The sequence below is a fragment of the Stappia taiwanensis genome (assembly GCF_014635285.1).
Lineage (GTDB): Bacteria > Pseudomonadota > Alphaproteobacteria > Rhizobiales > Stappiaceae > Stappia > Stappia taiwanensis.
The window spans coordinates 125687-150890 of the sequence record NZ_BMCR01000004.1 but is presented as its reverse complement, the minus strand read 5'-3'; the positions used below and the strand labels follow the sequence as shown (position 1 = coordinate 150890).

Below are 25204 nucleotides of genomic sequence, written 5' to 3'. Positions count from 1 at the left end.
GGTCACGTCACAGGGAGAACCAATACGATGCGTCTCAGCGACAGGGGCGCCGCGTTCATCGCGCGGCATGAAGGGCTCGTCACCCGCGCCTACCGGGATCCGGCAGGGGTGGTGACCATCGGCTACGGCTTCACCGAACGCTCCGCCGTGTTCCGCGCGTGGTGGCGCGAACGGCATCGCCGCCCGCTCGCCATCGGCGACCGCATCGCGCGCAAGGACTGCGAAGTGTTGCTGGCCCGCCTCGTGGAGAAAGAGTACGGCGCGGCGGTTCTTGCCCGTTTCGGCGCCTTGCCGCAGCATCGCTTCGATGCCTGTTGCTCTGTTGCCTACAATCTCGGGCCCGGCGCTCTCAAGTGGCGCTGGGCGCGCGCGCTGGCGGCGGGCGATGTGACCGGCGCCGCGCGGATCCTTGCGGACAACTACGCCACCGCCGGCGGTCGCCGCCTGGCCGGACTGGTCCGGCGCCGCCGGGAGGAGGCAAGGCTCCTGCTCACGGGCGACTACAGCGATGGCAAGGATGCTGCCACGTCCGAAACCCAAAACACCGCCCGTCCGGCGGCGGATGCGGGAGAGCGCACAAAAACCGCCGCGCCCCGCCGCCCGGTCCGTCGCCCCCTTTTTCGTCGCAAGGGCCTTGTCGCGCTGCTGCCGGCCGGCGCCGCCGCACTGCTGGCTGCGGGCGGCAATCGCTCCCTCTGGCTGGCCGGTGCGGGGCTCCTCGCGGCGCTCCTTGCCGGTTGGCTGGTCTGGCGCGCGCGTGGGCGTCTGCGTGGATGGCTGTCTGGTCTCTTCTCTCTCTCGTTCCGGAAAGGACCCCTCATGCGTGGCTGGAAAACCCTTGTGCTCAATGGCCTTGCCGCCGGTGCGGCGCTGCTTCTGGAATGCCTGCACTATCTTGCGGGCGTGGACTGGACCAGCCATCTGGGGCCGCAAGCGGCGCTCTGGGTGGTCATCGCCTTTAATCTTGGCAACATCCTCCTGCGGCATGTGACCGATGGCCCGGCGGGTTGGCGCCGGCAGGGGGAGGGGCGATGATCGGACTGCTCCGGCTCGTCGCCGGACCGCTGGCGCGGCTGCTGCTTGCCCATCTGGATCGCCGGGTGGCGGCGCAAAGCGAGGCGAAGCGTCTGTCGGTCGGTCTGGCGGCGGAGGCAATACGCGGCGAGTTGGCCGCGCGGGCGGAGGCGCGCGCGGTGCTCTTGGCCGAACAGGGGCATTTCTTCACCGCCGCCCGGCTCGGCCGGCTGCTGTTCGTGCTGCCGCTTGGGCTGTGGTGGGCGGCGGTGATCGCCGACAGCATCTTCGGTTTTGCCTGGGACGTCGCCGCCTTGCCGGCGCCGCTCGATGACTGGGCCGGCGGCATCCTCGTCAGCCTGTTTTTGGTCGATGGACTGCAAGGGGCGGTGCGGGCGACACGGGCGGGCAAAGGACCGGGCGGCGGTGGCCGGTAGACCAGGGGGAGGCTGCCTGAGAATGTCCAGTTGCGGCTCGAGATGAGCATTCCGTTCATATGCTATTCAGGCAGGAAACGCTAAGGTCGCCCTCATGTTCTGGATCGCCCGCCCCCTTCGCCGCTGCGCCAGCAGCTTTGCCCCGGCCCTTCGCCGGCAGGCTGTCGCGTTTGCGCTGGCCGCCCTTGCCGTTCTGGCCGTGCCGCAGGCCGCCATGGCCGCTTGCCTCAGTCCGTCCCAGGCCCGTGCGGCCGTCGCCAACGGTCAGGCCCAACCCCTTGGCGCCATCGCCGGGGCCGTGCGGGGGGAGATCGTTCGCGCCGAACTGTGCGAGGAAGGGGGGCGGCTGGTGTACCGTCTGTCGGTCTTGAGCGGCGAACGGCTGGTCACACGGGTGGTCGATGCCCGCACCGGCCAGGTGCTGAACTGAGCGGCGGCCACGTCTTGCGGCCGCCACAGTGGCAGTTTCCCAAATGAAGGATTGCGTCAACAATGCGTTTGCTGGTGGTGGAAGACGACCGGGACCTGAACCGGCAACTGGTCGAGGCTCTGACGGAAGCCGGATATGTGGTCGATACCGCACATGATGGCGAGGAAGGGCATTTCCTCGGCGATACCGAGCCCTATGACGCGGTGGTTCTCGATCTCGGCCTGCCGGTGCTGGACGGGCTGAGTGTGCTGGAGCGCTGGCGCCGGGACGGCCGCGCCATGCCGGTGCTGATTCTCACCGCCCGCGACCGCTGGAGCGACAAGGTCGCTGGCATCGACGCCGGCGCCGATGATTATGTCGCCAAGCCGTTCCACATGGAGGAGGTGGTTGCCCGTCTGCGCGCCCTGTTGCGCCGGGCCGCCGGCCACGCCAGCAACGAAATCAGCGTCGGCGCGATCCGCCTCGACATTCGCGCCGGCAAGGTCACCCGCGACGGCATGACGATCAAGCTCACCTCGCACGAGTTCCGTCTGCTCTCCTACCTGATGCACCACAAGGGCCGGATCGTCTCGCGCACCGAGTTGATCGAACATCTGTACGATCAGGACTTCGACCGGGATTCCAACACCATCGAGGTTTTCATCGGCCGGCTGCGCAAGAAGGTCGACGCCGATCTGATCGAGACCGTACGCGGGCTCGGCTACCGGATCGCCGATGGGGATGCCGCCGCCGATGCCTGAGGCGCAGGCCACCAAGCGGCGCCGATCCGGCAAGCGCGCCCTGTCGACCCGGCTGATCACCGTCGCGGCGATCTGGTCGGTGCTGGCCTTGGCGGTGGCCGGGGTCGTGCTCGTCGCGCTCTACCGGGAGGACAGCGAACGGTCCTTCGATGCCCGGCTGGATGTCTATGTGAAGGCGATCGTCGGTGAGATGGCCGCCGGTACGCCGCAAGAGCCGGTGGAGCCGGGCAATCTTGGCGAGCCGCGCTTCGACCTGCCGGCCTCGGGCTGGTACTGGAGCGTCACCAACGCCCGCAGCGGCGAGATGATCTATGCCTCGCAGTCGCTGTTCGGCGACCGGCTGGACCTGCCGCCCCTGTCCGGTCCCGGGGACCTGCGCTCCACCATTTCCGGTCCGCGTGGGGGTGAACTGCGCCTGTTGCAGCGCAAGATCATCTTCGGCGAAGGGGTCGCCTACCTGATTGCCGTCGCCGGAGACGCGGCTGAATTGCAGGCCCGGGTGGCGACCTTCGCCGGGCGGGTGGCGCTGACGCTGTTCGTGCTGGGCCTCGGGCTGGTCGCGGCCATCTTCCTGCAGGTGCGGATCGGCCTCAGACCGCTGGCCGCGCTCAGCGCCTCGCTCGCTGCCGTCCGCCAGGGCGATGCGGAGGCCGTCGATGAGGATTTGCCGCCCGAGCTGGCGCCGCTGGCGGTGGAGCTGAACGCGCTGGTGCGCTCCAACCGGGAGGTGGTGGAACGCTCGCGCACCCATGTGGGCAATCTGGCTCATGCACTGAAGACACCGCTCAGCGTGATCGTCAATGAGGCGCGCGGCCATCCCGGCCCCTTCGCCGACAAGGTGTCCGAACAGGCGGTGCTGATGCGCACCCAGGTTGATCATCACCTGGAGCGGGCGCGCATGGCGGCGCAGCGCCGGGTGATCGGTGCGGCCACCGAGGTGGAACCGGTGCTGGCCCGGCTCATTCGGGCCATGTCGAAGATCTACCGCGACCGGGATCTCGACTTCGCGCTTGAGGTGACCGGCGCCCCGCGCTTTCGCGGCGAGGAGCATGATCTGGAGGAGCTGGCGGGCAATCTGATCGACAACGCCTGCAAATGGGCGCGTGGCCGGGTGCGGGTCGAGGCCGGGCTGGAGCCGGATGGCAACGCACGTCAAACGCTCGTCATCCAGGTCATCGACGATGGCCCCGGCCTTTCCCCCGAAGAGTGCGCCGAGGCGCTGCAGCGGGGACGGCGGCTCGATGAAACGGTGCCGGGAACCGGGCTAGGTCTGTCGATCGTCGTCGATCTGGCGCGGCTCTATGGGGGGAGCTTCACCCTGGAGCCGGCGCCGTCCGGCGGCTTGTGCGCGCGGCTGGTATTGCCCGCCCTCGATGACGCAGTTCGGCCACAAAGGCATGGGTAACCTTGCGCTACGGGATGGCCGATGCGGCCATTCTCCCGCCGCAGGCCGGCGCTGGGCGCCGATCCCGAAATTTGGTGGATGGAGCCACCGGGCCCATTGCTTTAGGGTAGGCCTTGCGTGGGGTGCCGCGCGGATCGCGCGGGTCAGGAACGGAATTGACGTGAGCTGGACAGGAAAAGCGACATGATCTGGGGCAGGCTCGGCGCGGTGGTCGTCGCGGGGGGACTGATGGCGGGATGCACGGGAACGGGTGATCCGTCGGATGGCTCGATTGTCGTCGGCGGGGGCTTCCTCGGCAGCGCCTTTCGTGAACAGCCCTTGCGCCAGAGCGAGGCCGATCTGGCGCTCGCCGATCTCTTGAAGACCGATGCGGGGCAGGCGCTGTCGGACGCGGACCGCCGGGCGGCGGCCACCGCTCTGCGCAATGCGCTTGTTGCCAATCGCACCGGCGAGACCGTCGACTGGAGCAACAGGTCGAGCGGCGTGCGCGGCCGGGTGATTGCCGGTCCGAACTATCAGGTCAACAATATCCTGTGCCGGGATTACACCCATGTGCTGCTTCTGAAGGACGGAGAACGCTCCATGCGCGGCTCCGCCTGTCGCGGTCAGGGCGGCGGTTGGCAGCCGATCACCTGAGCTTACTATCTGACGTTACGTAATTTTTTGTCGCTGGACGGGCGCGTGCAGGCGTTGCCGGCGTTGGTCGGCGTGCGCGCCGGCGCGCTGCCAAGCATTGATTAATCCTTTTCTGCGAAGGTCATACCTCATTTCCAAACCCTGTTGTCGTCGAGCGGAAGCCGATGCCGGACCGGCACCAATTGAGTGTGAAAATCCGATCCTATCTCGACGCGCTGTCGGTGCAGGCGCTGCGCACGCTGATGCGCGGGTTGGAGAATGAACGAGCGCGGGGCACGGACGATCCGCATATCGATCTCATCCTTGATGCCTGTATGGAGGCCTCCCGGCGCGGGGAAGTGGACCGGCTGCCGCGTCAGCCGCGCTGCGACTGGCTGCAGAGGATGTTTTTTGCGCCTGTCGCCGATCTGCTGGTCGATGAGAATTTGCAGCACAAGGAGCGCGGCCGGATCACCCGGGCGAGCCTGCCGCTGATATGGACCTGGCTGCAACGCGATGTGGCGCCGGAGGCCTTTGCCTCGGCCGGCGAGCGGGCGTTGCGGCTGGAAGTGGAGCCGGAAGAGGTGGCGACGCTTGCCGAGGACCTGCGCGATCTGGTGATGCCGCGGATCGACGAGGAACTTGCAGTCGCGCGGGGCGATGACCGGGCGCGCCAGCGGCTGGCCATGCAGGTGGGTGGCGAGCGGGCGCTGCGCGATCTCGTGGACATGATGGAGGCGTTTCACGGTCTCTCCTGGCTCGACCCGCTGCGTGAAAGCCTGCCGGAACGGCTCACCGTCTGGGACTTCAAGCCGGGCAGCCCGTCGCTCCGGCGGATCAAGGCGGTAACCGACCGCAAGCGCGATCACGCGATCATCATCGCGGCGGTGGTACTACGCCGGGCGGAGGCGCCCGAAGCCCTGTTGCTGCTGGCAAGCAATCTGGCGGAGACGCCGAACCTGCGGAAAATCGCGGCCTCGCCCTATGCGGCCTTCGCGGAGATGGCGTTTTCCGAGGCGGAACGGTTCGCGGCGATTGTGTGCGGCGGCTGTTCCAACGCGGTGTTGTTCGAAGCGCTCGGTGGTTATCACGCGCTGGTCAAAACCCTCGATCGGCAATTCGAGCTGGAGGACGCACCGGCGTGGCACCGGCGGATCGCGGCGACCCGCCGCGCGCTGTCCCGTTTCATCACCGGCGAATTGGAGGCGGCGGCCAGCAACATTCGCCGTGCGCTGGCGGTGCCGCCGCTCGATGGCGATGGCCAGCCGCAGCTCGACACGCCAACCATCGAGGAGGCCAAGCGCGGCGTGTTGCTGCTTAGCCGGATGCGCGATGCGGCGGAAAGCCTGGCGGCCAACGAGATCACCGCCCGCACCCGGCAGGCACTGGACCAGACACTGGAGATCAAGACCCGGGCCTTGCTCGGCGCCTTGTCCGATTCGCCTGAGGCCCGGCTTTCGGCTCATCTTGCCGCCGTGGATACGGCGATTTGCCTGTGCGAAACCCATTTCGGCAAGGATTACGCCGACCTTTTGCGTCGCAGCCGCAAGGCCGCCCTGTCTTCGCGGAAACAAGAGACACGGGCCACCGGCTGACCGGTTCGCCCGGGTAAGACCATCTGGCGGTCAACTTCTTTCCCCGCGACCGCCTGTCACAGGGTGCCGGCTCTTGCGAAATGCGCAAATGCGCGGTCTATATGCCGGGTATGACCCTATGGATCGCCTTTGCGCTATTGACCGTCGCCGCTGCGCTTGCGGTGCTGGTCCCGCTGGCCCGCGGACGACGCGGGCATGCGCCCGCCGCAGCCCATGACGCGGAAGTCTACCGCGCCCAGCTCGATGAGATCGAGCGCGACCTCGACCGGGGGCTGGTGTCGGAGGAGGCGGCAACCGCCGCCCGCACCGAGATCGCCCGGCGGCTGCTGGCCGCCAGCCGCGAGGCGGAGGCCTCCGGTGGGGCAGGTGCGCAGACTGGCACGAAAGACAAGGCGGACGCGGCGGCCTCCCTGTCCGGCAGCCCGGCACGGCGCGGGGCGAGCGGCCTGTTGCAGGTGGCGGTGGTCATCGCCATTCCCGCCGCCGCTCTTTTCACCTATCTGGCGCTCGGGTCGCCGGACCTCGCCGACCAGCCGCTGTCCGCGCGGCTTGAGGACACGCAGCAGAACCGCTCGATGGCGGCGCTTGTCGCCAAGGTGGAGCAGCATCTGGCCGACAATCCCAATGATGGACGTGGCTGGGACGTGCTGGCGCCGGTCTATATGCGCCTTGGCCGGACCGGGGATGCGGTTGTTGCCTATCGCAATGCCATCCGGCTCGTGGGCTCGGACGTGCGCCGGGAAACCGATCTTGGCGAAGCGCTGGTGATCCTTTCCGAAGGCATCGTCACGGCGGAGGCGCGGGCCGCGTTCGACCGGGCCGTTGCGCTTGACCCCAAGGCGGTCAAACCCAGATTCTTCCTCGCGCTGGCGCTCGGCCAGGAAAACCGCAAGGACGAGGCCATTGCCGCCTGGAAGGCGCTGCTCGCCGAGGCCAAGGGCGGCGAAGCCTGGGTCGAGGCGGTGCGCATGGAAATGGCGAAGCTCGGCGCCGAAGTGCCGCCGTCGCCGGCGCTGCCGGGACCGGATCGCGAGACCATGGCCGCCGCCGCCGAGATGTCGGCCAGCGACCGCGCCGAGATGATCAAGGGCATGGTTGACCGGCTTGACACCCGTCTCAGCGAGGAGGGCGGCTCCGCCGAGGAATGGATGCGGCTGATGCGGGCGTTGGCGGTGCTGGGCGATGGCCCCCGCTTGCGCGAAGTCAAGGACCGGGCGCTTGTTGCGCTGAAGGATGATCCGGCAGCGCAGGCGAAGCTGCGCGGTCTGGCCGCGGAACTCGGGATCGGCTCCTGAGCCGGATTGGCCAGGACTTCGCCGGAGGGATCCGGCGGCCGGTACAACCAGATGAGATGACGGGGACGAGAACACCATGACCCGCAAGCAAAGACGCCTTTCGATGATCGCGGCGGCCGGCGGCGTGCTCGCCGTGGCGGTCGGGCTGATCCTGTTTGCCCTCAACGATCAGATCGTGTTTTTCCAGAGCCCGAGCGATATTGTCGGCAAGGCGCATCCGGACGGCCAGCGCATCCGCCTCGGCGGGCTTGTCGCCGATGGCACCGTCGAGCGCCGGGACGGGGCGGAGGTTCGCTTCTCCGTGACCGATACGGTGGAAACGGTGCAGGTGGTCTATGTGGGCCTGTTGCCGGACCTGTTCCGCGAGGGGCAGGGGGTGGTTGCCGAAGGCGTGATGAAGCCGGATGGCTGGTTTCATGCCGACAGCGTTCTCGCCAAGCATGACGAGAACTACATGCCGAAGGAAGTCGCCGAGGCGCTCAAGGGCAAGGGCGTCTGGCAGGGCGAGGAATGATCTTCGCTGCAAACGGCGCCACGACCTTGGCGCCAATGACTAAGGTGCGCGCACCACTGGGGAGACGGCCGGGATGATCGTTGAAATCGGACACTACGCGCTGATTCTCGCGCTGATCCTGTCGCTGGTTCAATCGGTGCTGCCGGTCTGGGGCGCGGTGACCGGCAATGATCGGATGATGGCGGTGGCTCCGCCGGTCTCGGGCATGATGTTCCTGTTCGTCGGCATCTCCTTTGCCGCACTGACCATGGCCTATGCGACCTCCGATTTCTCCGTTCTGAACGTCGTTGAGAACTCCCATTCGGCCAAGCCGTTCCTCTACAAGCTGACCGGCGTCTGGGGGAACCACGAAGGCTCCATGCTGCTGTGGGTGTTGATCCTGGTGCTGTTCGGCGCCCTGGTCGCCGCCTTCGGACGCAACATCCCTGCTGAACTGCGGGCCGCGACCCTGGGCGTTCAGGGCATGGTGAGCTTTGCCTTTCTGCTGTTCCTGCTGGTGACCTCCAATCCGTTCCTGCGCCTGTCGCCGGCGCCGATGGAAGGCAACGATCTCAACCCGATCCTGCAGGACGTTGGTCTCGCGATCCATCCGCCGCTGCTCTACGTCGGCTATGTGGGCTTTTCCATCACCTTCTCCTTCGCCGCCGCCGCGCTGATCCTCGGCCGGGTCGATGCGGCCTGGGCACGCTGGGTCCGGCCCTGGACGCTGCTGGCCTGGATGTTCCTGACCCTCGGCATCGCCATGGGCTCCTACTGGGCCTATTACGAGCTGGGCTGGGGCGGTTACTGGTTCTGGGATCCGGTGGAGAACGCCTCGCTGATGCCCTGGCTGGCGGGCACAGCGCTGCTGCATTCGGCCATCGTCATGGAAAAGCGCGGTGCGCTGAAGGTCTGGACCGTGCTGCTGGCGATCCTGGCCTTCTCCCTGTCGCTGCTGGGCACCTTCCTGGTGCGCTCCGGCGTGCTGACCAGCGTTCATGCCTTTGCCACCGATCCGATGCGCGGCACCTTCATCCTCGGCATCCTGACTATCTTCGTCGGCGGTTCGCTGGCGCTCTACGCCTGGCGGGCGCCGCTGCTGAAACAGGGCGGCCTGTTCGCGCCGGTCAGCCGCGAGGGCGCGCTGGTGCTGAACAACCTGTTGCTGACGGTCTCTGCTGTTGCCGTCTTCGTCGGCACCCTCTATCCGCTCGCGCTGGAAGTGGTCGGCGGTGAGAAGATCTCGGTTGGCCCGCCGTTCTTCAACCTGACCTTCGGCCCGCTGATGGTGCCGCTCTTGATCGCCATGCCGTTCGGGCCGCTGCTGGCCTGGAAACGCGGGGATCTTTACGCGGTGTCGCAGCGGCTCTATGCCGCCCTCGGGCTGGCGCTGGCGGCAACGCTGCTGGTGGCCTGGCTGCAAGGGGTCGATCGCATTCTGGCCGCGCTCGGCTTCGGTCTCGGCATCTGGGTGATCGCCGGGGCGGCGGCGGAAATCCTCTCCCGCGCCCGCTTCTCCCAGGTGGGACTGTCGACCGGCCTGCGCCGGCTGGTCGGGCTTCCGGGCGCGGCCTGGGGAACGGCGCTTGGGCATATCGGCATCGGTGTCACCGTGCTCGGCCTCGTGGCCGCCACCGCCTTCCAGGTGGAAAAGGTGGTGACGATCCGGCCGGGCGAGAGCGTGACGGTCGCCGACTACACCCTGACCTTCGGCGGGCTCGCCCGCCGCACGGGCCCCAACTACATCGACGACGTCGGCCATTTCGACATCCTCAAGGGCGGGGTCAAGGTGGCCGAAACGGATCCGGCCAAGCGGCTCTATACCGCCCGCAAGATGCCGACCACCGAGGCGGGCATCGTCACCTTCGGGTTCTCGCAGGTTTATGTGTCGATCGGCGAGGTGCATGGCGACGGCGGCGCGGATATCCGCGTCTACCACAAGCCGCTGGTGACGCTGATCTGGCTCGGCTGTCTGGTGATGGCTTTTGGCGGCGCGTTGTCGCTGTTCGACCGGCGCCTGCGCGTCGGGGCCCCGAAGCCGGCGCGCCAGCGCATGGTTCCGGCAGAATAGGAGGCGATGATGCGCATTCTGTCCGCCTGCCTTCTGGCGATGATGTCGGTTGCCCTGCTCGGTCCGGTCCCGGCCCGGGCGGTGGCGCCCGATGAGGTGCTGGCCGATCCGGTGCTGGAACAGCGGGCCCGCGACCTGTCGGCGAACCTGCGCTGCATGGTGTGCCAGAACCAGTCCATCGACGACAGCGACGCGCCGCTCGCCAAGGATCTGCGCGTTCTCGTCCGTGAACGGCTTGTCGCCGGTGACAGCGATGGCGAGGTGATTGACTTCCTCGTCTCGCGCTATGGCGAATTCGTGCTCCTGAAGCCGCGCTTTTCCATGCACACGCTGCTTTTGTGGACCATCGCGCCGGTGATGCTGCTGATCGGCGCATTCGTGCTGGTGATGAAGGCGCGGCGGCGCACGGTAGCCGGCACGGTGGGTGAGCCCACCGGGCTGAGCGCCGAAGAGCAGGCCGCGCTGGATCGGTTGCTGGACAAGGGCGCCGACGGCAAGTGAGCCGCCGGCCCGCCCCCTTTCCCCCTCCCATGACTGTTTTCAATCGACGATGGCCGCCGGTGCGGGCGGTATACTAATCTGCCCGGCGGAGGGTTGAGCCTCCGGCGCGCGTGAACAGGGAGAGACCGAATTGTCCGCGACCCCCATTCGACTGACCTTCCCGGGCGCACAAGGCGCGGAACTGGCCGCCCGTCTGGACCTTCCGACCGGCCCGGTCCGTGCCTACGCGCTGTTTGCCCATTGCTTCACCTGTTCCAAGGATCTGGTGGCGGCACGGCGGATTTCCGAGGCGCTGACCCGCGAGGGGATCGGTGTCCTGCGGTTCGACTTCACGGGCCTGGGCGGCTCGGGCGGCGACTTTGCCTCCACCAACTTTTCCTCCAATGTCGGCGATCTGCTGAAGGCGGCGGCCTTCCTGCGCGATAACTACGAGGCGCCGCGGCTCCTGATCGGCCATTCGCTCGGCGGGGCGGCGATGCTAGCGGTGGCGAGTGAAATTCCCGAAGCGGTGGCGGTGGCGACCATTGGCGCGCCGGCCGATGCCGAGCATGTGGTGCATAATTTCCGCGGAGATCTGGAGACCATCCGCGCGCAAGGGGAGGCGGACGTCACGCTTGACGGCCGCAGCTTCACCATCCGCCGGCAGTTTCTCGATGACATCGCCGGCCACAGCGTGCGCGGCAAGGTGGAGAATCTGAAGAAGGCCTTGCTCGTCATGCACGCGCCTCGGGACGAGATCGTCGGCATCGACAATGCGACCGCGTTGTTCGTGGCGGCGAAGCACCCGAAAAGCTTCGTCTCGCTCGACACCGCCGATCATCTTCTCAGCAATCCGGCGGATGCGATCTATGCCGCCGGGGTGATCGCCGCATGGGCCGCCCGCTATCTCGCCAGCGAAGCGCCTGAGGCGGAAGAGGAGGCCGGCGCCGGCGTGCTCGTCAGCGAAACCGGACAGGGCAAATTCCAGGCGATGGTCAGGAGCGGTGCGCACCGGATGCTGGCCGATGAGCCGGAGGCGGTGGGCGGTTTCGACAGCGGCCCGTCGCCCTATGACTACCTGTCGACCGCGCTTGGCGCCTGCACGGTGATGACCCTGCGCATGTATGCCGAACGCAAGGGCATTGCCGTCGACCGCATCTCCACGCGGGTGTTTCACGCCAAGGTTCATGCGGATGACTGCATGGAGTGCGACGAGGATCTGAAGGGCAAGGGCGGGCGCATTGACCGCTTCGACCGGGTGTTGCGGATCGAGGGCAGCCTCGACACGGGCACCCGTCAGCGCCTGCAGGAAATTGCCGACAAATGCCCGGTGCACCGGACGTTGGAGGCCGGCGCCCTCGTCGTCACCCGGCTGGAAGAGGCAGATCCGGTATCGGCAACATTACAAAAGCTTAATCCCGCCGACAGGCAGCGGTAAGGCAGCGGTCTCCATATAGGACGGGACAACAGGGACCGGCGGCGCAAGGACACGGCCTCCGGACCTGACGAGTTTCGATCCAAGACGTGGAGAACCGACATGCGTGACATTCGTGAAATCAAGGCGCCCCGCCGCTCCCGCTCGCGCGGTGCCAGCGTGCTGGCCGGTGCGGTCGCGCTGGGTCTGGCTGGCGCCCTGAGCGCGCAGACTCTCGTTCCCGGCCAGTTCGCCCTGGCCGATCCGGTGCGCGTCGATGCCGCCGCGCCGCAGAGCTTTGCCGCGGTGGTGGCCGGTGTGAAGCCAGCGGTGGTCAGCGTGCGGGTGCGCACCGAGGTTCAGCCGAGGATGATGTCGGCCCCGGGCGGCATGCCGGGCTTTGAGAACCTGCCGTCCGACCACCCGCTCTACCGTTTCTTCCGCCGCTTCGGTGAGGACGGGCGCGGCCAGGGCGGCGAGCGCGGTCCCAAGCGCTTTGGCCAGAGCCAGGGTTCGGGCTTCTTCATCACCGATGACGGCTATCTGGTGACCAATGAGCATGTGGTCTCCAACGGCACGGCCTTCACCGTCGTCACCGATGACGGTGAGGAATACGACGCCCGCTTGATCGGCTCGGACGAGCGCACCGATCTGGCGCTGCTGAAGGTGGATGCGGACACCAAGTTCACCTACGTCGAATTCGCCGATGAGGCGCCGGAGGTCGGCGAATGGGTGGTCGCGGTCGGTAATCCGTTCGGTCTGGGCGGTTCGGTGACCGCCGGCATCGTCTCGGCCCGTGGCCGCGACATTGGCGCTGGTCCCTATGACGACTTCATCCAGATCGACGCACCGGTCAACCGGGGCAACTCGGGCGGTCCGGCCTTCAACACCAAGGGTCAGGTGATCGGCGTCAACGCGGCGATCTTCTCGCCCTCCGGCGGCAACGTCGGCATCGCCTTCGCCATTCCCGCGTCCACGGCAACGGATATCGTCGCCGACCTGCGCGACGATGGCACGGTGGTGCGCGGCTGGCTCGGCGTGCAGATCCAGCCGGTGACCGAGGATATCGCCGAGAGTATTGGTCTCACCGAGGCCAAGGGCGCGATCGTCGCCGAGGCCCAGGATGACAGCCCGGCGCTGGCGGCGGGCGTCCAGTCCGGCGACACGATCCTCAAGGTCGATGGCAAGACCGTCGACGGGCCGCGCGATCTGGCGCGCAAGATCGCCAGCTATCCGCCGGAAAGCAAGGTCGACCTGTCGATCTGGCGCGATGGCAAGGAGAAGACCATCGCCGTGACCCTGGGTGAATTGAAGGAGCCAGGCAAGCTGGCGGCACGCGCTGGCAAGTCCGGGGACAAGGGGGCGGCCTTTGTCGAGGAACTCGGGGTTGAACTGGCCTCCGCCAAGGCGGTCGGTGCCGGGGAACGCGGTGTGGTGGTGACCGATGTGGCGCCCGACAGCACCGCCAGCGAGAAGGGCCTGCGTCGCGGTGACGTGATCCTGGAGATCGCCGGCCGCGAGGTGAATGCCCCGCGCGATGTGACCGAGGCGGTGCTTGCCGCCGATGAAAAGGGTCGCAAGGCGGTGCTGATGCGTGTCCAGCGCGGCGATGCCGCCACCCGCTTCGTGGCGGTGCCGGTTGCCCGCGGCTGATCCGGCGACCTGACTTGAAAACAGGGATCATCCCGCCGCCCGGCGGGGTGGTCCGCCGGGCCTTTCACCCGGCTGGAAATTGATCAACCTTTCTGCGTTAAATCGGACAGGATCCGGTGCGCTGGCCGGTCCGGGTGGAGCAAGCCTCCAACGGGCCGGTTTGCGTGCCGTTCATGTCCATCCTGCCAGCGACGGTGATTGCCAGACCATCATGCGTATTCTGATTGTCGAAGACGATGTCGAAGCGGCCAATTATCTGGCCAAGGCCCTGCGCGAAGCGGGGCATGTGGTCGACCATGCCGCCGATGGCGAGGCGGGCTACGAGCTGGCCGCGACCGCACCCTATGACGTTCTGGTGGTCGACCGGATGTTGCCCAAGCGCGATGGCCTGTCGGTGATCTCCACCTTGCGCGGCGAAGGCAATCACACCCCGGTGCTGGTGCTGTCGGCGCTGGCCCAGGTCGATGACCGGGTGACCGGCCTGCGCGCGGGCGGCGACGATTACCTGCCCAAGCCCTATGCCTTCTCCGAGCTGCTCGCCCGGGTGGAGGCGCTTGGCCGCAGGCCGCGCCAGCAGGAGGTGGAAACCCGCTACACCGTCGGCGATCTGGTGCTGGACCGGCTGGGCCACACCGTCTCGCGCGGCGGACGCGACATTCCCTTGCAGCCGCGTGAGTTCAAGCTGCTGGAATACCTGATGCAGAACGCTGGCCAGGTGGTGACCCGGACCATGCTGCTGGAGCATGTGTGGGAGTATCACTTCGACCCGCAAACCAATGTAATCGACGTGCATATCTCGCGGCTGCGGGGCAAGATCGACAAGGACTTCGACAAACCGCTGCTGCACACCATCCGAGGCGCCGGGTACACGATCCGTGACGTCTCTCGGTAAGCTGTTCCGCACCACCGCGTTCAAGCTGGCGCTGATCTATCTGGCGGCGCTGACGCTCGCCTCCGGTGCGGTGATCGTCTACCTCTCCCAGAACACCGCCTCGCTGCTGCATGAGCAGGTGGTGGAAACGGTCGATGCGGAAATCTCCGGTCTGGCCGAGCGCTACCGCACCGGCGGCATTCGCGGTCTCGTCGCCACCATCGACGCGCGCGCCCGTCAGCCCGGTGCAAGCCTCTATCTGGTCACGGATTTCGCCGGCAACGTGCTGGCGGGCAATGTGGAAGGGTTTGGCGAGCGCGTCTTCGCCGGCGAAAGCGGTGAGTTGCAGCGGGTCTCCTATGCGCCGTTCGGCGGCGGTGCCAAGCGTGAGGCCTTCGTCCGCGTATTCCAGCTCAGCGGCGGTTTCCGCCTGCTGGTCGGCCGCGACCTGCGCGAGCATCAGTTCTTTCGCGATCTTCTGTCCGAGGCCATGCGCTTCTGGTTGTTCGTGATCGCCGCGCTTGGGCTGGTGACCTGGGTGTTCGTCAGCCGCCGGGTGCTGAAACGCATAGACGCCATGTCGGCCACCGGCCAGCGGATCATGCAAGGGGATCTGTCGGAGCGGTTGCCGGTCGATGGCAGCGGCGATGAGTTCGACCGGCTGGCGGTCAGCCTCAACGCCATGCTGGAGCGCATCGAGGCGCTGATGCAGGGGCTGAAGGAAGTCTCCGACAACATCGCCCATGACCTGAAGACGCCGCTGACGCGGATGCGCAACAGGCTGGAGGAGGCGATGCGCCAGGGCGGGGAGGGCGCGCCAAGTGATGATGCCCTGTCCCGCACCATTGAGGATTGCGATGGCCTGATCCGCACCTTCGATGCGCTTCTGCGGATCGCACGGATCGAGGCGGGCTCCTCCGATGCGGCGCTCGTTGATCTCGATGCGGGCGCGCTTGTCGCCGAGGTGGCGGAACTCTACGCCCCCGTGGTGGAGGATGTGGGCGGCAGCCTCACCGTGGAGGCCGCGTCCGGCCTGGCTCTGCATGGAAATCGCGAGCTTCTGGTTCAGGCGGTGATCAATCTGATCGAGAATGCGTTGAAATACGGTACGCCGCAGGGGGCGGATCCGCTAAAGGTGACACTGGCGGTGACGCGGTCTGGCGACGGTGTGCGGCTGTCGGTGCGTGATCACGGCCCGGGGATCGGCGCGGCCGATCGGGCGCGGGCGGTGCAGCGGTTCGTCCGGCTGGAGGCCAGCCGGAACCTGCCAGGGTCCGGACTGGGGCTCAGCCTCGTCAACGCGGTGGCGCGGCTGCACGGTGGACAGCTGGTGTTGGAGGACGCCGCGCCGGGGTTGAGGGCGGTGCTGGAGCTGCCGCTGGGCAAGGCGAAGGCGCGAAAGCAGGGGAATGAAGGTGGCCTTGGAGATGGTGGATGAGACGCAAGGTGCGGGTGCGACGGCGCCCTTGATGGCGGCGCTGACCGTCCTGCCAGAGGCGCGGGACGCGGCGGTGGCCGAGGCGACCCTTGCCGATCTGGAGCCGGCGCTGGCCATGCTGGACGGCGACGAAAGCCGACGGAAAGCGGAAGCCTTCCTCGGGGGCGTGCTGTCGAACGCGCCATACCTGCGCGATCTTGCCTGTTCCGATCCGCAGCGGCTCGGGGAGGTCCTCACCAGCGTGCCGGCCGAGCGCGTCCGGGCACTGATCGCGGCGGCGGACGCGCTGCGCTGCGAGGAGGAAGCGGATCTGATGGCGCGCCTGCGCGCGCTGAAGAAGGATCTGGCGCTGACCCTTGGGCTGGCCGATATCGGCGGGGCGCTCGACCTGACGGCGGTGACCGCCGCGCTCAGCGGCTTCGCCGATGCGGCGCTGACCGCCGCGATCCGCTTTTGCCTGTGGGATCTTGAACGGCGCGGCCGCTTCGCCCCGACCGACCCGGATCGGCCGGAAAAAGGGTGCGGTTTCGTTGCCCTTGCCATGGGCAAATACGGCGCCTTCGAACTGAATTACTCCTCCGACATCGACCTGATCGTGCTCTACGACCCCGAGCATGCGCCGATCACTGGCGGTGCCGAGGCGCCGGTGGAGTTCGTCCGGCTGACCAAGCGCTTGGTCAAGATCATGGGCGACCGCACGGCGGAGGGCTACGTCTTCCGCACCGATCTCAGGCTGCGGCCGGACCCGGGTGCCACGCCGCTGGCCATGTCGATCCCGGCAGCGCTCGTTTACTACGAGAGCCTGGGGCAGAACTGGGAGCGGGCGGCGCTGATCAAGGCGCGGGCCTGCGCCGGCGATGTGCCGGCGGGCGAGGCATTCCTGAAGGAGATTGCCCCGTTCATCTGGCGCAAGTATCTCGACTATGCCTCGATTGCCGATGTGCATTCGATCAAGCGCCAGATCCATGTGCACAAGGGCCATGGCCAGATCGCGGTTGCCGGCCATAACGTCAAGCTCGGGCGCGGCGGTATCCGCGAGGTGGAGTTCTTCGCCCAGACCCAGCAATTGATCGCCGGTGGACGGATCACGGAGCTGCGCGGCAAGCGCACGCTGGAGACACTGGCCACGCTGGCGGAGCTGGAGTGGATTTCCGGCGAAACCCGGGATGAGCTGACGGCCGCCTATGTGTTCCTGCGCCATGTGGAACACCGCATCCAGATGCTGAACGACGAGCAGACCCACATCCTTCCCGCCGACGAGGCCGAGCGGATGCGGGTGGCGCGGCTGATGGGCTTTACCGATCTGGCGAGTTTCGAAACGGCGCTGCGTGCTGAGTTGTCGACGGTGCAGACCCATTATTCGGCCCTGTTCGAGAACGAGCCGGAGCTGGCCTCCGAACTCGGCAATCTGGTGTTCACCGGCGACGACGACGACCCGGACACGCTGGAGACCCTGTCGCGGCTCGGCTACAAGCGCCCGCGCGAGGCGGCGCGGATCATCCGCGCCTGGCATTTCGGCCGCTATCCGGCGGTGCGCTCGTCCAAGGCCCGCGAACGGCTCACCGAGCTGCATCCGGTGCTGCTTGACGCACTGGCAGGCACCGACAATGCCGATCAGGCACTGCTTGCCTTCGATGGCTTCCTGTCGAAACTGCCAGCCGGTGTGCAGCTCTTCTCCCTGCTGCGCTCCAATCCGCAACTCCTGAAGCTGCTGGCGACGGTGATGGGCGCGGCGCCGCGCCTGGCCGAAGTGGTGTCGCGGCGGGTGCATGTGCTCGACGCGGTGCTGGATCCGGCGTTTTTCGGGGCAATGCCGACCTCGCCGGAATTCGCCGCCGGTCTGGAGCGGACCCTGACGCTGGCTCGTTTCTACGAGGATGCGCTCGACCGGGCGCGGATCTTCGCCCAGGAACAACAGTTCCTGATCGGCCTGCGGCTTCTCTCCGATACCCTCACTCCCAATCAGGTGGGCGAGGCGCTGGCCCGGCTGGCCGAGCAGATCGTCGCCGGCCTGTTGCCGCATGTGATCGACCATGTGGCGGAGAACCACGGACGTCTGCCCGGCGCGGACTGGGCGGTGCTGGCCATGGGCAAGCTCGGCGGGCGGGAGATGACCGCCTCCTCCGATCTCGATCTGATCCTGCTTTACGAGCATGACGAGGCGGTGACCGCGACCGACGGCAAGCGGCCGATGGCACCGGGCCAATACTTCATTCGCCTGACCCAGCGGCTAGTGGCGGCGCTCTCCGCGCCCACCGCCGAAGGGCGGCTTTACGAAGTGGATTTCCGGTTGCGCCCCTCCGGCAATGCCGGGCCGCTTGCCACCCGCCTTTCCGCCTTCGAGGCCTACCAGGTCAAGGATGCCTGGACATGGGAGCACATGGCGCTGACCCGCGCCCGGGTGATCTGCGCGTCCACGCCGGCGTTCCAGTCCCGGATCGAGGCCACCATTCGCGAGACGCTGGCCCGACCGCGCGACCGTGCGGCGGTGGCCGGCGAGGTGGCGGCCATGCGTGCCCGGATCGAGGCGGAGAAGGGCAGCAAGGACATCTGGGACCTGAAGCAGGTCGCCGGTGGGCTGGTCGACATTGAGTTCATTGCCCAGTTCCTGCAACTGGTGCACGGCGCCGCGGATCCCGGCATCCTGTCACAGACCACCGAAACCGCGCTGGAGCGCTGCCTGCGGTCCGGGTTCCTCGCGCCGGAGGATGCGGAGGTGCTGCTGCCGGCCGGCCGTACCTATCATGCGTTGACCCAGGTGCAGCGACTGGCGCTGGAAGGCCGGTTCAAGGCTGAAGAGGTGCCCAAGGGCGTGCGCGATCTTCTGGTCCATGCCGGCGAGGCACCGGATTTCGCCCATCAGGAACATCGCCTGGCGGAAATGCAAGGCGATGTCCGCGCCTGTTTCGAGCGGATCGTCGGTCCGGTGAAAGCGGAGAAGGAGGCGACCGGCTGAACTGGCGATTGGCTGGTCTGGAAGTGCGGCTGATTGGCGGGACGCGCGGCCGGACGCCTCAGGCGTCCTGCGGGTGGACCGGCAGGGAGACGGTCACGCGCGTGCCCTTGCCGACTTCCGACTGGATGACCATGTCGCCGCCGTGCATCTTCACCAGCGACTGGGCGATGGCAAGGCCGAGACCCGAGCCCTTGTGGGTCTTGGTGAACTGGTTCTCGACCTGGACGAACGGCTTGGCGAGCCGGGCGATATCGGTCTGGCGGATGCCGATGCCATTGTCGGAGATGGTCACCGTGACCGCCTTGCCGTCAGCATCGCGGCGGGCGTCGAGGGTGACGGAGCCGCCATCCGGAGTGAATTTCACCGCATTGGCGAGCAGGTTCAACAACACCTGCTTGATCGCCCGGCGGTCGCCGACAAGGGCGAGGTCGTCCTCGGTCTGACGCTCCACGGTGATGGTCTTTTCCGCAGCAGCGGCGGAGATGATGCGGGTCGCATCGGCGGCGATGCTGACGAGGTCGACCTCCTCACGCTTCAGCTCCATGCGGCCGGCTTCGATCTTCGACATGTCGAGAATGTCGTTGATCACATTCAGGAGGTAGCGGCCGCTGTCGTGAATGTCGGTGCAGTATTCCCGGTACTTGTCGGAGCCGAGCGGGCCGAACATGCCCTGATCCATGATCTCGGAAAAGCCGATGATGGCGTTCAGCGGCGTGCGCAGTTCGTGTGAGATGTTGGCGAGGAATTCGGACTTCGCCTGATTGGCTTCCTCGGCCTTGGTCTTCTCCTCGGAGTATTTCTCGGCAAGCTCGACCAGTTGCTGTGCCTGAACCTCAAGCTTCTGCCGCGACTGGCGCAGGTCGGCGACCGTCGCCATCAGGCGGCGTTCGCTCTCCATCAGCTTTTCCTCATGCCGCTTCAGGGCGGTGATGTCGGTGCCGACGGAGACAAAGCCGCCATCCTTGGTGCGCCGCTCGGAAATCTGCAGCCAGCGGCCGTCGGCGAGCTGGGCCTCGTAGCTGGAGGAGGGATCGCTGCCGTCGCTGCCGATGGTCGGGCTCGCCGAAACCACGGTCTGGCGGGCGGAGGCCATGACCTGGGCATAGGGCGTTCCGGCGCGGATCGCCGCGTTCGGAAGGTTGTGCAGGGTCTGGTAGTTGGAGTTGCACATCACCAGCCGGTTTTCCGTGTCCCACAGCACGAAGGCCTCGGAAATCGTCTCGATCGCATCGCGCAGGCGCAGGTCCGCGGTGCGGCTCTGCTCGGCGAGCTGCTTCTGCTCGGTCACGTCGATGCAGATACCGATCAGATGCGGCTCGGAAATGCCCGGCTCGCTCTGCACCTCCGCCCGGGCCCGCAGCCAGACCCATTCTCCATTGGCATGGCGCATGCGGAACATCTGGTCGACGGTGGTCTCGCCGGTCTCCAGCAGGCTCTCCGCCAGCTTGTAGAGATCGACGTCATCCGGGTGGGTGAGGGCGGAAATCTCGGCAAACCCGAGAATGTCGTCCCGCGCCGGCATGCCGAGCATTTCATAGAGCGAGGCCGACCAGAAAATGCGGCCGCGCGACAGGTCCCAATCGAACAGGCCGCAGCGTCCCCGGCTCAAGGCCAGGTCGATGCGCGCCCGGGTCGCGGCGTAAATCTGGTCTGCCTGTTCGGCCCGGGTTGCCTGGGCGAAGAAGGCGTAGATCAGCACCAGCAGCACCGAGGCGGTGCCGACGAACAAGGTGACATTGGCCGAGACGTTGGCGCGCCAGTCGGCGAAGATCATGTCCTTGGGCTGGGTCAGTGCCACCATGCCGAGCCGGCCGTTCAGGTGGTGAACGGTGGCATAGGCCTCCTCGTCGGTGTCGGTGGCGACGGTCAAGACGCCGGCGCGGGCGCCGAAGACGGTCAGTGGCTGCCCGGCGCCGAGAATGTCGGCAAGAAGCATGCCTTCCAGATCGGAGCGGATCGGCGCGCTGGCAACCACCTTGCCATCCGGATCGGCGATGAGGATCTGGCGGGCGTCACTGGTGGCGCGCGGCGGCAGGCTGTCGGCAAGCTCGGCCTGCAGCGCGGTGCGGAAGCCTTGTTCGGGCAGCGCGGTTTCGGACAGGCTAAGACGGGCGGCCAGGGTGGTGGCGATCATCGTCAGGTCGTCCTGCGCGCGCCGGTCGGTCTCCTGATGCTCATAGGACAGGATGAGCGCGCGGTAGACGGCAAGAGTGGCGACGAAGACGACGCACAGGATCGGAATGGTGCGGCGGAAGATCGGCTCGGCAAGCAACAGGCGCTGATAGGCGGGCTGGGCCAGCAGACGGATGTGGCCGGTCAGCGACTTACTGTTCCGGTGTTTCCGGATCAAGTCCGCGAATCGACGCGCGGACGCAGTGCCGACAAAGGCGCGCGCCATCGTGGTAGCTCCCGATGTGTCGATTAAGCCGCAAATTAGCCGCAAATGTGAGCGCGGGGCGCCCTCGAATCATTTTCATTTGAATCGTATTCGCCTGATTTGTCTAGAGTCTGCGCGGAAAAATATGGTTAATCAAAGGTAAATCCCACCAGGCCTGGCGCATCGGCGCAAAACCCAGTGGGACGCAGCGTCAAATTGAGCCCGTCAGGCCTATTGCAAGCAACGGTCGACGATGTCGCGCACATCCGGCGACAACTCGGCCATGGCGGCTACATGGCGCAGCGCCGCCTCCGCCCGGGCCTGCCGTTCCGGTTCGAGCGAGCGCCAGGAGCGGAACGCGGACGCAAGGCGCGCGGCCACCTGCGGATTGGTTTTGTCGAGGCTAAGCACAACCTCGGCCAGATAGTCGAAGCCGGCGCCATCGGCCCGGTTGAACTGGCTCTGGTTGCCGGTGGCAAAGGCGCCGATCAGCGCCCGCACCCGGTTCGGATTGCCCATCGAGAAGCCCGCGTGGGTCGTCAGCCGCTTCACCGTGTCCAGCGCATCGCCAAAGGGCGCGGTGGCCTGGATGGTGAACCACTTGTCGAGCGCCAGCGGCGTGTGCCCATGCCGGTCGGCGAAGGCGGCAAGCGCCTCCTCATGTCCCGGCAGGCGGGCATGGACGAGCACGCCGAGCGCGGCCGCCCGGTCGGTCATGTTGTCGGCGGCATCGAAATGGGCCCGCGCCAGCGTGCCATCCTGCCCACCTGTTCCGTGGCTGAGATACTCCAGCAGAACGTTGCGCAGGGCGCGGCGCCCGCTTGCCGCCGCATCGGGGGAGAACGGCCCGGGGCTGGTCATGGCCGTGTAGGTGGCCAGCATGGTCTCCGCCAGTCGGTCGGCGATGGTCGCCCGCACCTGCCGCCGCGCCTGGCAGATTGCCTCCGGATCGACATCCTTGCCGATCTCGCGGGCAAGATCCGTTTCGCCGGGCAACTGCAGGCAGAGCGCGCGGAAGGCCGGGTCGAGGCTGTCATCGGCGATGCTGGCGCCGATCGCGTCCACCAGTTCCGGATCGACCGTGATCGGCCGTTGGCCGGCGGCGGCCTGGGTCGCCTTGATCAGCGCGCTGAGCGCCACCGACTGCAACGCCTGCCAGCGGTTGAACGGGTCGGTGTCCCGGGCTGCGAGGAACAGAAGGTCCGCGTCGGACAGATCCGACTTCAGGTGTACGGGCGCGGAAAACTCGCGCAGCAAGGACGGCACCGGACGGGCCGGCACGTCGGAAAAGACAATCATGTGCGAGGGGTTGCGAATGTGCAGGGTGTCGCCGGTCATTTCCGCGCCGGCGACGCTCAGTCCGGTCATCTCCGTCCCGTCCGGTCCGATCAGCGCCGCCTTGAGCGGGATCGTCATCGGCTTCTTGGCCGATTGCTTCGGGGTCGGCGGCACGCTCTGGCGCACCGTCATGGTGAAGCGCCGGGCCTCGGGCTCGTACTTGCTGTCCACCGTCAGCGTCGGCGTGCCCGCCTGCTCGTACCACAGGGAGAACTGGGCAAGGTCCCGGCCGCTCGCCTCCTGGAAGCAGGCGAGAAACGCTTCCACCGTGGTGGCTTCGCCGTCATGCCGCTCGAAGAACAGATCCATGCCGGCGCGGAAGTCCTCTGGCCCCAGAAGAGCCTTCAGCATCCGCACCACCTCGGCGCCCTTCTCATAGACGGTGGCGGTGTAGAAGTTGTTGATCTCGTGATAGAGCCGCGGGCGCACCGGATGGGCGAGCGGGCCGGCATCCTCGGGGAACTGATGCGACTTCAGAAGCCGCACATCGGCGATGCGCTTGACCGGGCGCGAGCGCATGTCGGAGGAAAATTCCTGATCGCGGAAGACGGTCAGCCCTTCCTTCAGGCAGAGCTGGAACCAGTCGCGGCAGGTGATCCGGTTGCCGGTCCAGTTGTGGAAATACTCATGGGCGATCACCGCCTCGATGCCGGCGTAATCCTGATCGGTGGCGGTGTCCGGGCTGGCGAGAACATACTTGTCGTTGAAGATGTTCAGCCCCTTGTTCTCCATCGCGCCCATGTTGAAGTCGGAAACGGCGACGATGTTGAACACCTCAAGATCGTAGATCCGCCCGAAGACCTCCTCATCCCAGCGCATGGAGCGCTTGAGGCTGTCCATCGCCCAGTCGCAGGCGCCTTCATTGCCGTGCTCCACGTAGATGTTGAGCGCGACATCGCGCCCGTCGGCGGTGGTGAAACGGTTGGACACCCGGGCAAGGTCGCCGGCGACCATGGCGAACAGATAGGCAGGCTTGGGGTGCGGGTCGTGCCAGACCGCATAGTGGCGGTCCGTGCCCTCGATCCGGCCGGCCTCCACCGGGTTGCCGTTGCCCAGCAGCACCGGGGCATCGCTTTCGCGCGCTTCGATGCGGGTGGTGTAGACCGACAGGCAGTCGGGCCGGTCGAGGAAATAGGTGATGCGGCGGAAGCCCTCCGCCTCGCACTGGGTGCAATAGGTGCCGCTTGAGCGGTAAAGCCCCATCAGCTTGGTGTTCGCGTCCGGGTCAAGGCGGGTCTCGATCTCCAGCACGAAGGGGCCGTCGGGCAGAGCCCGGATCTCCAGCCGGTCCGGCGCGGCGGTGTACGCGTCAGCGGCGAGCGGACGGCCGTCGAGCGCCAGGCTGACAAGATCGAGTTCGTCGCCGTCGAGCACCAGCGGGGCGCCTTTCGCGGCGGTGTCGCGGCGGCGGATGGCGAGACGCGCGCGCACCTGGGTCGCCTTCGGGGCGAGGCGAATGTCGAGAGACACGGTGTCGATCGCGAAATCCGTCGGCCGGTAGTCTTCCAGGCGAACCGGTGCGGGAGTGTCGGGACGCATCAAGGGCTCCTTGTTTCGGCGGCGGGGTGCTCCCGGAAGGCTCGGGGCGCCCGCTTGGCAATGGCTTGACCGCCACGATGTCGGCGAGGACGGGGCGGCGCATTGACCGGTGTCATATTTTGCGGCGGGGAATTGGAGGCTCAGCAAACCTTCCGGGCCTGGGCCACCAGCGCGGCGGTCAGGTCGCTGTCCGGATCGGCCAGCGGGGCGATCACGGTGAAATGATTCTCCCCCGGGCGGATGTCGAGGGTGGTGTCGACGCCGCCGCGTCCCCAGATGTCGGCGATGATCCGCGATTGCCGCAGGAATTCGGAGGATTCATCACCGCCCACCGCCGCGATCAGGGCGGTGCCGGCCGGGGCGATCCGGGCGATCGGCGACGCGGCGATTGCCTCCTGCCGGTCGAGCCGGAGATTGGCGTTGAGCGATGTGCTCACCAGCGGCTGAAGGTCGAACAGGCCGGAAATGGCAAGGCCGGCGGGCACGAGCCGCGGCGGCAGGCCACGCTGACGCCAGTCGGTGGCCAGCATTTCGGCGGTGAGATGGCCGCCGGCCGAATGGCCATAGACGATGACCGGCTTGCGGTAGCGCTCCCACAAATGGGCGATCAGCCGGCGGATTTCCTCGGTGATGTCGCCGATGCGCACCTCCGGGCACAGGTCGTAGTTGCCAATCACCGTGGGGATGCCATGGGCCACCGGGCCGCGCGCCATATGCGAGAAGAAGCTGCGGTCGAGCGCCTGCCAGTAGCCGCCATGCAGGAACAGGGCGATGACGCCACGTGACGGCAAACCGCCCGTGGGCAGGAACAGATCATAAGCGGCGCGCGGCGAGAGCTCGTAGGAAATATCCAGTTCCGCGTTCGCTTCACTGCGGTAGGCGGCCGCATCCCGGCGCCATCCTTCGATCAGTGACGGATGCTCGGGCACCAGAGCCCGGTTGTTGTATTCTGCTTCGTAGTCGATCACGGTCATTGTGGCTCCGGCGGCAGGGCATGCTCGTCATGGCTGCTTAACCGCTCGCGGGGATTGAGTACAGCCGGG

At 67.0% G+C, this 25204-nt stretch carries 19 protein-coding genes; 16 read left to right on the top strand and 3 right to left on the bottom strand.

The window, feature by feature from the left end; all coding sequences use genetic code 11:
- The first annotated feature begins 27 nt into the window (after positions 1–27).
- The 16 genes from IEV83_RS20070 to IEV83_RS11325 all read left to right on the top strand — a co-directional run bounded on the left by IEV83_RS20070 (position 28) and on the right by IEV83_RS11325 (position 18907).
- Positions 28–1035, top strand: coding sequence for a lysozyme (locus IEV83_RS20070; RefSeq protein ID WP_209003125.1), 1008 nt, complete (start codon positions 28–30; stop codon positions 1033–1035).
- Entirely contained in the window at positions 1032–1451 is a 420-nt protein-coding gene (locus tag IEV83_RS11395; RefSeq protein WP_181759122.1) for a hypothetical protein, read from the top strand. Before IEV83_RS20070 ends, IEV83_RS11395 begins: the two co-directional genes overlap by 4 nt.
- Positions 1452–1545: 94 nt before the next feature.
- Positions 1546–1881 carry a PepSY domain-containing protein gene (locus IEV83_RS11390; RefSeq protein ID WP_181759123.1) on the top strand — a complete coding sequence of 112 codons (336 nt, stop codon included), beginning with the start codon at positions 1546–1548 and terminating at the stop codon, positions 1879–1881.
- Between the two features lie 62 nt (positions 1882–1943).
- Positions 1944–2621: a response regulator transcription factor gene (locus tag IEV83_RS11385; RefSeq protein WP_181759124.1), complete on the top strand. Its 678-nt coding sequence runs from the start codon at positions 1944–1946 to the stop codon at positions 2619–2621.
- On the top strand, positions 2614–4026 hold the full coding sequence (locus tag IEV83_RS11380) for a sensor histidine kinase (protein WP_181759125.1): 1413 nt from the start codon (positions 2614–2616) through the stop codon (positions 4024–4026). The genes IEV83_RS11385 and IEV83_RS11380 overlap by 8 nt, the downstream gene beginning before the upstream one ends.
- 183 nt (positions 4027–4209) lie before the next feature.
- Entirely contained in the window at positions 4210–4662 is a 453-nt protein-coding gene (locus IEV83_RS11375) for an RT0821/Lpp0805 family surface protein (RefSeq protein ID WP_181759126.1), read from the top strand.
- 182 nt (positions 4663–4844) lie between these two features.
- The gene (locus IEV83_RS11370) at positions 4845–6236 is read left to right on the top strand and encodes a hypothetical protein (protein WP_181759127.1); all 1392 of its coding nucleotides are present in this window, start codon (positions 4845–4847) and stop codon (positions 6234–6236) included.
- A gap of 110 nt (positions 6237–6346) precedes the next feature.
- A complete protein-coding gene (gene ccmI / locus IEV83_RS11365; protein ID WP_181759128.1) occupies positions 6347–7531 on the top strand; it encodes a c-type cytochrome biogenesis protein CcmI in 1185 nt (394 codons plus the stop codon).
- Positions 7532–7607: 76 nt separating this feature from the next.
- Positions 7608–8045 carry a cytochrome c maturation protein CcmE gene (ccmE, locus tag IEV83_RS11360; RefSeq protein WP_181759129.1) on the top strand — a complete coding sequence of 146 codons (438 nt, stop codon included), beginning with the start codon at positions 7608–7610 and terminating at the stop codon, positions 8043–8045.
- 73 nt (positions 8046–8118) lie between these two features.
- Positions 8119–10095 (top strand): heme lyase CcmF/NrfE family subunit, encoded by a 1977-nt coding sequence (locus tag IEV83_RS11355; protein ID WP_181759130.1) that lies wholly within the window; start codon positions 8119–8121, stop codon positions 10093–10095.
- 9 nt (positions 10096–10104) lie between these two features.
- Entirely contained in the window at positions 10105–10596 is a 492-nt protein-coding gene (locus tag IEV83_RS11350) for a cytochrome c-type biogenesis protein (protein WP_181759131.1), read from the top strand.
- A 130-nt stretch (positions 10597–10726) separates the two neighbouring features.
- Positions 10727–12013, top strand: coding sequence for a bifunctional alpha/beta hydrolase/OsmC family protein (locus tag IEV83_RS11345; RefSeq protein ID WP_181759132.1), 1287 nt, complete (start codon positions 10727–10729; stop codon positions 12011–12013).
- Positions 12014–12112: 99 nt separating this feature from the next.
- Positions 12113–13642: a Do family serine endopeptidase gene (locus IEV83_RS11340; RefSeq protein WP_181759133.1), complete on the top strand. Its 1530-nt coding sequence runs from the start codon at positions 12113–12115 to the stop codon at positions 13640–13642.
- A gap of 211 nt (positions 13643–13853) precedes the next feature.
- Positions 13854–14534, top strand: coding sequence for a response regulator transcription factor (locus IEV83_RS11335; RefSeq protein WP_181759134.1), 681 nt, complete (start codon positions 13854–13856; stop codon positions 14532–14534).
- Positions 14518–15951: a sensor histidine kinase gene (locus tag IEV83_RS11330; RefSeq protein ID WP_181759135.1), complete on the top strand. Its 1434-nt coding sequence runs from the start codon at positions 14518–14520 to the stop codon at positions 15949–15951. Before IEV83_RS11335 ends, IEV83_RS11330 begins: the two co-directional genes overlap by 17 nt.
- Complete coding sequence (locus IEV83_RS11325) at positions 15923–18907, top strand: bifunctional [glutamine synthetase] adenylyltransferase/[glutamine synthetase]-adenylyl-L-tyrosine phosphorylase (protein WP_244628150.1); 2985 nt, start codon at positions 15923–15925, stop codon at positions 18905–18907. The genes IEV83_RS11330 and IEV83_RS11325 overlap by 29 nt, the downstream gene beginning before the upstream one ends.
- Before the next feature lie 58 nt (positions 18908–18965).
- Here the strand turns inward: IEV83_RS11325 and IEV83_RS11320 are convergent, their stop codons facing one another.
- The 3 genes from IEV83_RS11320 to IEV83_RS11310 form a co-directional block, all read right to left on the bottom strand.
- Positions 18966–21305: a PAS domain-containing sensor histidine kinase gene (locus tag IEV83_RS11320; RefSeq protein ID WP_181759136.1), complete on the bottom strand. Its 2340-nt coding sequence runs from the start codon at positions 21303–21305 to the stop codon at positions 18966–18968.
- 210 nt (positions 21306–21515) lie between these two features.
- A complete protein-coding gene (pepN, locus tag IEV83_RS11315) occupies positions 21516–24161 on the bottom strand; it encodes an aminopeptidase N (protein WP_181759137.1) in 2646 nt (881 codons plus the stop codon).
- Between the two features lie 140 nt (positions 24162–24301).
- Complete coding sequence (locus IEV83_RS11310) at positions 24302–25135, bottom strand: alpha/beta hydrolase (RefSeq protein ID WP_181759138.1); 834 nt, start codon at positions 25133–25135, stop codon at positions 24302–24304.
- Positions 25136–25204: the final 69 nt, after the last annotated feature.

Excerpts from the sequence above, each read along its gene's own strand:
- IEV83_RS20070 (WP_209003125.1), top strand. The coding sequence starts at position 28 with ATGCGTCTCAGCGACAGGGGCGCCGCGTTCATCGCGCGGCATGAAGGG.
- IEV83_RS11395 (WP_181759122.1), top strand. The coding sequence starts at position 1,032 with ATGATCGGACTGCTCCGGCTCGTCGCCGGACCGCTGGCGCGGCTGCTG.
- IEV83_RS11390 (WP_181759123.1), top strand. The coding sequence starts at position 1,546 with ATGTTCTGGATCGCCCGCCCCCTTCGCCGCTGCGCCAGCAGCTTTGCC.
- IEV83_RS11385 (WP_181759124.1), top strand. The coding sequence starts at position 1,944 with ATGCGTTTGCTGGTGGTGGAAGACGACCGGGACCTGAACCGGCAACTG.
- IEV83_RS11380 (WP_181759125.1), top strand. The coding sequence starts at position 2,614 with ATGCCTGAGGCGCAGGCCACCAAGCGGCGCCGATCCGGCAAGCGCGCC.
- IEV83_RS11375 (WP_181759126.1), top strand. The coding sequence starts at position 4,210 with ATGATCTGGGGCAGGCTCGGCGCGGTGGTCGTCGCGGGGGGACTGATG.
- ccmI (WP_181759128.1), top strand. The coding sequence starts at position 6,347 with ATGACCCTATGGATCGCCTTTGCGCTATTGACCGTCGCCGCTGCGCTT.
- ccmE (WP_181759129.1), top strand. The coding sequence starts at position 7,608 with ATGACCCGCAAGCAAAGACGCCTTTCGATGATCGCGGCGGCCGGCGGC.
- IEV83_RS11355 (WP_181759130.1), top strand. The coding sequence starts at position 8,119 with ATGATCGTTGAAATCGGACACTACGCGCTGATTCTCGCGCTGATCCTG.
- IEV83_RS11350 (WP_181759131.1), top strand. The coding sequence starts at position 10,105 with ATGCGCATTCTGTCCGCCTGCCTTCTGGCGATGATGTCGGTTGCCCTG.
- IEV83_RS11340 (WP_181759133.1), top strand. The coding sequence starts at position 12,113 with ATGCGTGACATTCGTGAAATCAAGGCGCCCCGCCGCTCCCGCTCGCGC.
- IEV83_RS11335 (WP_181759134.1), top strand. The coding sequence starts at position 13,854 with ATGCGTATTCTGATTGTCGAAGACGATGTCGAAGCGGCCAATTATCTG.
- IEV83_RS11325 (WP_244628150.1), top strand. The coding sequence starts at position 15,923 with ATGAAGGTGGCCTTGGAGATGGTGGATGAGACGCAAGGTGCGGGTGCG.
- IEV83_RS11320 (WP_181759136.1), bottom strand. The coding sequence starts at position 21,305 with ATGGCGCGCGCCTTTGTCGGCACTGCGTCCGCGCGTCGATTCGCGGAC.
- pepN (WP_181759137.1), bottom strand. The coding sequence starts at position 24,161 with ATGCGTCCCGACACTCCCGCACCGGTTCGCCTGGAAGACTACCGGCCG.
- IEV83_RS11310 (WP_181759138.1), bottom strand. The coding sequence starts at position 25,135 with ATGACCGTGATCGACTACGAAGCAGAATACAACAACCGGGCTCTGGTG.